Annotated in this window: 6 protein-coding genes, 1 tRNA gene and 1 pseudogene; 4 read left to right on the forward strand and 4 right to left on the reverse strand. The window is 71.0% G+C overall.

Features of this window, described 5'->3' with window-relative positions:
- A pseudogene (locus tag ABT381_RS34095) lies at window positions 1-225 on the reverse strand (peptidoglycan-binding protein); the annotation flags it as partial.
- Window positions 226-543: 318 nt separating this feature from the next.
- Here ABT381_RS34095 and ABT381_RS34100 point away from each other — a divergent pair.
- The 4 genes from ABT381_RS34100 (at window position 544) to glxA (ending at window position 5,673) form a co-directional block, all read left to right on the forward strand.
- Window positions 544-617 (forward strand) — tRNA-Lys (locus tag ABT381_RS34100).
- Between the two features lie 119 nt (window positions 618-736).
- Window positions 737-1,417 (forward strand): FadR/GntR family transcriptional regulator, encoded by a 681-nt coding sequence (locus tag ABT381_RS34105; RefSeq protein WP_351601417.1) that lies wholly within the window; start codon window positions 737-739, stop codon window positions 1,415-1,417.
- Between the two features lie 378 nt (window positions 1,418-1,795).
- Window positions 1,796-3,727, forward strand: coding sequence for a glycosyltransferase family 2 protein (locus ABT381_RS34110; RefSeq protein ID WP_351601420.1), 1,932 nt, complete (start codon window positions 1,796-1,798; stop codon window positions 3,725-3,727).
- The gene (gene glxA / locus ABT381_RS34115; RefSeq protein WP_351601423.1) at window positions 3,724-5,673 is read left to right on the forward strand and encodes a radical copper oxidase GlxA; all 1,950 of its coding nucleotides are present in this window, start codon (window positions 3,724-3,726) and stop codon (window positions 5,671-5,673) included. Before ABT381_RS34110 ends, glxA begins: the two co-directional genes overlap by 4 nt.
- A gap of 50 nt (window positions 5,674-5,723) precedes the next feature.
- Here glxA and ABT381_RS34120 read toward each other — a convergent pair whose 3' ends face one another.
- From ABT381_RS34120 to ABT381_RS34130, 3 genes are all read right to left on the reverse strand, one after another.
- Window positions 5,724-6,788, reverse strand: coding sequence for a glycoside hydrolase family 6 protein (locus ABT381_RS34120; RefSeq protein ID WP_351601426.1), 1,065 nt, complete (start codon window positions 6,786-6,788; stop codon window positions 5,724-5,726).
- 329 nt (window positions 6,789-7,117) lie between these two features.
- A complete protein-coding gene (locus tag ABT381_RS34125; RefSeq protein ID WP_351601429.1) occupies window positions 7,118-7,768 on the reverse strand; it encodes a sortase domain-containing protein in 651 nt (216 codons plus the stop codon).
- Window positions 7,758-7,949, reverse strand: a 192-nt coding sequence (locus ABT381_RS34130; protein ID WP_351601432.1) for a hypothetical protein, incomplete at its 5' end; no start/stop codon positions are given. The genes ABT381_RS34130 and ABT381_RS34125, both read right to left, overlap by 11 nt.

Here is a 7,949-nt window from a genome sequence, read left to right on the forward strand (position 1 = left end):
CGCGGGACGGCCGTCCTCCGTCGCCGGGAGGACACCGTCGGCCGGGGTGGCCAGGACCGTACCGGCCGCGGCCGCCAGTACGAGTGCGCGGCGGGCGCCGTGCGCGGCGGGGTGGCCGCCGTCCCTGAGTCGCGCCGTGTGCGCGAGGGTCCGCCGCTGCTGGGCACAGCCCGCGCAGGGGCAGTCGTCCGCGGGCTCGAATTCGACGAACACCGGCACCGTCATTCCCGTTCCCCTTCCGGCCACTGCTGTCTCATTGGCCTCACACCGGCACAGCTTCTCAACTACCGGCACATACCGCATGCTGACGGGGCAACTGATGACCTTGTGCACGGAAACCCTCTTCCCCGGAGCAAAACCGGCGAACCGTCGGGCGAAATCGCGTCAATGAGTCCCGGCGGGGGAATGCGACACGCGGGAGAAAAGCCGGTCGGCACCCATACCGGCAGGAGTGTCACACCTCACACATTCGGCGGGTCGCCGGACGGCCTTCCGCGGTCCGGAGCACCCCTGGTGTTCGTGTAGAGTTTTCCAGGTCAGCGCGCGCCGCTAGCTCAGTTGGTTAGAGCAGCTGACTCTTAATCAGCGGGTCCGGGGTTCGAGTCCCTGGCGGCGCACGTAGGACCGAGGCCCCCTCGTCACGACGAGGGGGCCTCGGCCATTTTTTACGGCTCCCTTGCGCGGGACCGCGGGGAAGTGCTGGTCAAAACGGTGGGCCGGGGTGCAGAGTCACGGGATGGCGAGGGACATCCAGGAGCGCATCAAGAGGCTGATCATCGACGGGCGGCTGCCGTCCGGGGCGTCCCTGCCGACCGAGCCGGAGCTGATGGAGCTGCTCGGGGTCAGCCGGAACTCCGTGCGCGAGGCGCTGAAGGCGCTGCAGGCGATGGGCATCGTGGAGATCCGGCACGGCTTCGGCACCTACGTCGGGCCGATGTCGATGGCCCCGATGATCGAGGGCCTGACCTTCCGCACGGTGGCCGGGCACTACCGGGGCGAGGACAGCCTGCTGCAGCTGCTGGAGCTGCGCGAGGCGGTGGAGACCGGGCTGATCGCGCGGCTGGCGGGGCGGGTGCCCGCCGCCGACCTGGCCGAGCTGGACGCGATCGTGGCGCGGATGCGGGCGGAGGCGGCGGCCGGCGGCGTCCGGGCCGAGACCGACCGGGCTTTCCACGCCACGCTCCATCGCGGCCTGGAGAACCTCCTGCTCAGCGAGGTGCTGGAGGCGTTCTGGGACGCCTTCCACCGAGTGCGCACCGATCTCGTCGCGGCGCACGCCGACCCGGAGACCACGGTGCGCCAGCACGAGGAGATCCTGGCGGCGGTACGCGACGGTGACGGGCCCCGCGCCGAGCGGGCGGTCCGCGACCACTTCGACAACATCCGCCACAGGCTGCGGAGTTCCGGCGAACGGTGACGCGCTCCGCCTGAAGAAGAGGGCGCACGGACCGCCGCGCACTACCCCGAGTCCACCGATACGCCCACACCTCCCGTAAGCACGCATTCCGCCCTTGCGATCATGAAGGCCGGTTAGGGACCCTGACGTGACGGATGGGTCGAACATGGCCTTGACGAGCACATGGGGACGAACCACCGGCTGCGCCGAACGAGGGGTTGGGGAACTCTGCGCGCTGCCCTGCCGGTGGAGCACGACCGGGCAACCGGAAGGCGGACGGCACACGTCTGAGTACGTGGGCGGCCGAGACCACAGGGCCGAGCCGGTCGAGGGGGACCGAAGGCTCGGGACGAGAGCACACGGACACGCAGCCAGTACTGCGTGCGGGGGGATGGAGTCATGACGTCGACGCCTACCGGCGCCCGGCAGGAACACCAGTACGACCCGTCCGCGACGACGCGATTACGCCTGCCGCGCCAGTACCGCCGGCGCCCGCAGCAGCCCGCGCCGCTGCCGCGGTACGACTACGAGCACTACAGCCGGCTCGCCGGTCCGCTGACGCAGCCCGAGCCCGGCAAGCCGTACAAGGTCCGGTACCGCAGCCTGCTCGCCGACGAGCCGCACCGGGTGCGCGCGGCCCTGCTGCTCGGCGCGGCCCCGCTGGTCTCCCTCGGGCTCCTCGCCTGGCTGCTGCAGCCCGACCACTGGACCCACCGCGACTACCCGCAGTTCGCCTTCCTCCCCGTCCTCGACGTCGTCATGCTCGTCTCGATCGGCCTGATCGAGTTCTTCCGCTGTCTGAACGTCCTCTCCAACGCCCACGCCACCCTCGTCGCGCGCGACCCCGTACCGGTCGTCCCCGAGAACGGCACCCGCGTCGCCTTCCTCACCTCCTTCGTGCCCGGCAAGGAGCCGCTGGACATGGTGACGAAGACGCTGGAGGCCGCGGTCCGGGTGCGGCACCGCGGCGTGGTGCACGTCTGGCTGCTGGACGAGGGCGACGACCCGGCCGTCAGAGAGGTCTGCGCGAGACTCGGGGTGCGGCACTTCACCCGGCACGGCATACCGGAGTGGAACCGCGCCAAGGGCCCGCACCGCGCGAGAACGAAGCACGGCAACTACAACGCCTGGCTGCAGGCCCACGGCGACGACTACGACTTCTTCGCCTCGGTCGACACCGACCACGTGCCGCTGCCCAACTACCTGGAGCGGATGCTCGGTTACTTCCGCGACGAGAACGTCGGCTTCGTCATCGGCCCCCAGGTCTACGGCAACTACGACACGTTCGTCACCAAGGCCGCCGAGTCGCAGCAGTTCCTCTTCCACGCGCTGATCCAGCGGGCCGGCAACCGCTACGGCGCCCCCATGTTCGTCGGCACCTCCAACGCCGTGCGCATCACGGCCCTCAAGCAGATCGGCGGGCTGTACGACTCGATCACCGAGGACATGGCCACGGGCTTCGAGATGCACCGCCACCGGAATCCGGCCACGGGCAAGAAGTGGCGCTCGGTCTACACCCCCGACGTGCTCGCCGTCGGCGAGGGCCCGACCGCCTGGACGGACTTCTTCACCCAGCAGCTGCGCTGGTCGCGCGGTACGTACGAAACGCTGCTCAAGCAGTTCTGGAAGGCGCCCTTCACGCTGTCCCCCGGCCGCCTCTTCAACTACACCATGATGGTCATCTTCTACCCGATGTCCGCGCTGAACTGGATACTCGCCGCCCTCAGCTGCGCGCTCTTCCTCGGGCTCGGCGCCTCCGGCGTCCAGATCGACCCGGCCGTGTGGATGATGCTCTACGGCAACGCCTCGGCGCTCCAGATCGGCCTGTACGTGTGGAACCGCCGGCACAACGTCTCCCCCCACGAGCCGGAGGGCTCCGGCGGCGTGGCCGGCATGGCGATGTCCGCGCTCTCCGCGCCGATCTACGCCCGCGCGCTGTTCGACGCGGCGCTGCGCCGCAAGAGCAGGTTCGTGGTGACCCCCAAGGGCGATTCGTCCAGCCCCGACACCCTCCTCGGGACCTTCCGGATCCACCTGTTCTTCCTCCTGGTCTTCGGCGCCTCGCTGACCGCCTCCTTCTTCTTCGGCCACGCCCATCCGGCAATGATCGTCTGGGCCGTGCTGGCCCTGCTGGTCTGCTGCGCGCCGATCGTCCTCTGGCGCTGGTCGCTGCGCCGGGAGGCGCGGCACAAGCGGCAGGAGCGGCGGCAGCCCGTACCGCGCCCGTCGTCGGCCGGTGGGGCCGCGACGGCCGGCGGGGCCGAGGCCGGAGCCACTGAAGAGCAGACCGCGCAGACCGCGCAGATTCCCGTGGGGGGAACCAACCGATGAAATACCGACCGAGCCGCCGCACCCGCCGATTGGGAATGGCGTCGGTGGTGGTGATCGCCCTGGCCGCCATGAACGGCCCGGCGGTGTACGGCTTCGCCTCGGAGCAGTACCACTCGTACAAGATCAACCGGCCGGAGTACAAGCAGCGCAACGGCCACTGGGACGTGCTGGACGTCCCGGCCGAGTACAGGATCAATACGATCCACGCGGCCCTGCTGCACACCGGCAAGGTCCTGCTGGTCGCCGGCTCCGGCAACAACGCGGCGAACTTCAAGGCCAAGTCCTTCCGCACGGTCCTGTGGGACCCGGCGAAGAACACCTTCAAGAACATCGCCACGCCCACCGACCTGTTCTGCTCCGGCCACACCCAGCTGCCGGACGGCAAGCTGCTGGTGGCGGGCGGTACGCAGCGCTACGAGACCCTCAAGGGCGATGTGAAGAAGGCCGGCGGCCTGATGATCATCTACAACGAGGACCCGGACGGCCCGAAGACCTTCCCCGCCGGCACGCTCTTCACGGGCAAGGAGAACGGCAAAACGTTCGTCTCCAAGGACCCGATCGTGGTGCCGCGGGCGAAGAAGATCAAGGACAAGGCCACCGGGAAGGTGCGGGTCGAGCACAGCGAGGCCCGGGTCTACGTCGAGGCGCGCAAGCAGGGCCGCCAGTACGCCACGGGCGCCCAGGACAACTACCGCATCCACGGCCTGACCGGCGCGGACGCCCGGAACTTCTACGGCATCGCGCAGAAGCTGTCCTTCGACAAGAAGGACTTCCAGGGGATCAAGGACTCCTTCGAGTTCGACCCGGTCGCCGAGCGGTACATCCGCGTCGACCCGATGAACGAGGCGCGCTGGTATCCGACGCTGACCTCGCTGGACGACGGCAAGGTCCTCTCCGTCTCCGGCCTGGACGACATCGGCCAGGTCGTCCCCGGGAAGAACGAGCTGTACGACCCGAAGAGCAAGAAGTGGACCTACCTGCCGAAGCAGCGGTTCTTCCCGACCTACCCGACGCTCTTCCTCTCCGGCAGGGGCCAGGTCTTCTACACCGGCTCCAACGCCGGGTACGGCCCGGACAACAAGGGCCGCACACCCGGGATCTGGGACCTGAAGAGCAACAAGTTCCGGGCGGTCCCCGGGATGAGCGATCCGGACATCCTGGAGACCTCCATGTCCGTGCTGCTGCCGCCCGCGCAGGACCAGCGGTACATGGTCCTCGGCGGCGGCGGGGTCGGCGAGGACCCGCGCGCCACGGACAAGACCCGCATCGTGGACCTGACCGAGCCGAAGCCGCGCTTCCAGGACGGCCCCGACCTGTACGCGAAGACCCGCTATCCGAGCAGCGTGATCATGCCGGACGACACCGTGCTGACCACCAACGGCTCCGGCGACTACCGCGGCCGCAGCGACTCCAACATCCTGGCGGCCGAGCTGTACGACCCGGCGAAGAACACGGCACGCCGCGTCGCCGACCCCCTGGTGGGCCGCAACTACCACTCCGGCGCGCTGCTGCTCCCCGACGGCCGGGTGATGACCTTCGGCTCGGACTCGCTCTTCGGCGACAAGGACAACACCCGGCCGGCCGTCTTCCAGCAGCAGATCGACCTCTACACCCCGCCCTACCTCTTCCAGGGCTCTCGCCCCGGCCTCGAGGCCAAGGGCCCCACGACCGTGCAGCTCGGCGGCACGGCGACGTTCGGCACGTCCCACAGCTCCGCCCTGAAGAAGCTGCGGCTGATCAGGCCCGGCTCGTTCACCCACGTCACCAACGTCGAACAGCGCTCCATCGCGCTGGACTTCACGACGAAGGGCGACTCGGTGACCGTGACCCTGCCCAAGGACCCGGCCCTGGTCCCGCCCGGCTGGTACATGCTCACCGCCGTCGACGACGAGGGCACGCCGTCGAAGGCGGTGTGGGTGAAGGTGCCCGCCGCCGGCAAGCCCTAGCGACGCGTACGGACGGAGGGGGCGCCCCGTTCCCGGGCGCCCCCTCAGCTTCACTGCTTCGCGTTGCGGGCAAGCGCCAGCGCGTACGACGGCCACCACGCGCCCGCCTTCGGGCCGCCCTTGCACGGGCCGTCCGACTCCCCCGGCCGCTTGATCCACAGGTAGGCGTCCACCAGCCCGTCGTCGGTCCGGACGGTCGGCGGCTCGCCCAGTGCCCGGCCCCGCGGGTTGCACCAGTTCTCCGGGTCATCGCCGCCCGGCGCCGGGCCGTTGCCGTTCCGGCTGGTGTCGATGACGAAGTGCTTGCCGCCCACCATCGCGGAGAGCCGCTTGCCGTACTTCTCGTTCTCCTCGGTGGTCTGGTAGTTGGAGATGTTCAGCGCGAAGCCGTCGGCGCGGTCGATGCCGGCCCGCTTCAGGGGCTCCACCATCCGCCCCGGGTCCTTGATCCAATGCGGGTTGCCCGCGTCGAGGTAGACCTTGGTGTGCGGCAGCGCCTTGAGCTTGCCGACGGCCTCGGTCAGCAGCGCGTACCGCTCCTCGTGGAATTTCTCCGGCGTGCACTCGTCCTCGATGTGCGGCAGCGCGTCCGGCTCCAGGATCACCGTCGTCGCGCGGTCGCCGATGCCGTTGACCACGCCCTCCAGCCAGGCGCGATACGCGTCGCCGTCGGCGGCGCCGCCCTTGGAGTAGCTGCCGCAGTCGCGGTGCGGGATGTTGTAGAGCACCAGCAGCGCGTCCCGGTCGGCCTTCGCGGCCGCCTCGGTGAAGCCGCGGGCCTCGCCCTGCGGGTCGTCGACGCCGATCCACTCCGCGACGGGCTGCCCCGCGATGCGGTCGATCAGCCCGGCGTCGTCCTGCTTGCCGTCCTTGCGGTACGCGGCCGCCTGCCGGGCCGCCTTGCCGTCCGGGTTGACCCAGTACGGCACCGTGGCCCTGGGCCGCTGCTTCGGCGGGCCGCCGCCCGAGCCGGAGCCGTCGGACGAGGAACATCCGGCCAGCGCCCCGGCCGCCAGCAGCAGCGCCGCGAGCGCCGGTGGCGCAACCCTTGTGACGCGGTGGTCACCGCGCCGTCCACTCGAAGTCCCCCCGGACCCCGGTACTTCGCCGTACATCCACTCCCCCCTCGGAGCACGGAACTTGGCCGGTCGCAGCAATCCTGGCACACCCGTGTGCACCGGCGACGGCCCGTGGGCAACCTGTTACAGCCCGCTGCCAACGCCCTCTATGCGGAGGGCGCGCAGGCGTTCTAAAGTGTGGGTCTGGCCCTGGCCCCCGGCCTGGAACGCGCACTTCATGGCGCCTCCCGCCGACGGCAGGGCAACTCCCGCAGTCCTGAATCGCGGCGGTCGAGGACCGGTCGGCCGGCGGTTCAGGGGGGAGCGAGCCGTCGGCCCGGCCGGGCGATCCCATGCCGTGTGCGTGCCGCACTCCGCTCACCTCCTCAGGGACCGCTGACCGCGGTCAGATAGGCCGAGACGACGATCCGGTCGTCGCTGACGAGGCGCAGTTCGGCACGGCCGCGTTCGTGCGCGCCGGTGATCCGCCCGGCGTCGAACCGCGTGGGCGCGTACTCCTGTACGTCCTCCACGGTGAACTCCGCGATGCCGCCGTCCGACCGGGCCACCCGCACGGTCTCCCCGGCGCGGACCTCGCCCAGCCCGGCGAAGACGCCGCGCCCCGGACCCGCCGCACCGTGCCCGGCCAGCACCGCCACACCCGGCCGGCCCGGCTGCGGCCCGGCCGCGTCCCAGGCCACGGCGCCCGGCGTCCGGGCCGGTGGCGCCAGTACACCGTCCCGTACGCCGTCCCGCGTCTGCGCGGCGACCGGCACCACGTCCGCGTGGGCCGTGCCCAGCGCGCCGATGCCGATCGCGGTGGGCCGGGCGGCGGGCAGCGGGGCGTGTGCCCGCGGGAGTTCCTGGAGGAGGGGGCGGCCCACGGCGGCGACGTCGCCGGTGGTGGCGGCGCCCGGCAGCGCTCCGTCGGCAGGGCCGCGCCCCCATACCCACAGCCCGAGGAGCAGCAGCGCCCAGGCCACGCCGGTCAGCAGCCGGCCGTATCCGCCCAGCGCGGACAGGCCCTCATTCGGCATCACCGCCACCCCGCTTCCGCAGCACGTGCACGATGCGGCCGATCACGACGAGGGCCACGCCGCCGGCCACCACCAGGCCCGCGGACCGGCCCGAGTTCATGCCGCCCTCCGACTTCCGGCCCGCCGTCGGGGGCGCGTACGCGGCGGGTACCGGCGCGGCGGGCGCGGCGGCCCGCGCCGT

This window comes from Streptomyces sp. NPDC000151 (assembly GCF_040301705.1).
GTDB lineage: Bacteria > Actinomycetota > Actinomycetes > Streptomycetales > Streptomycetaceae > Streptomyces.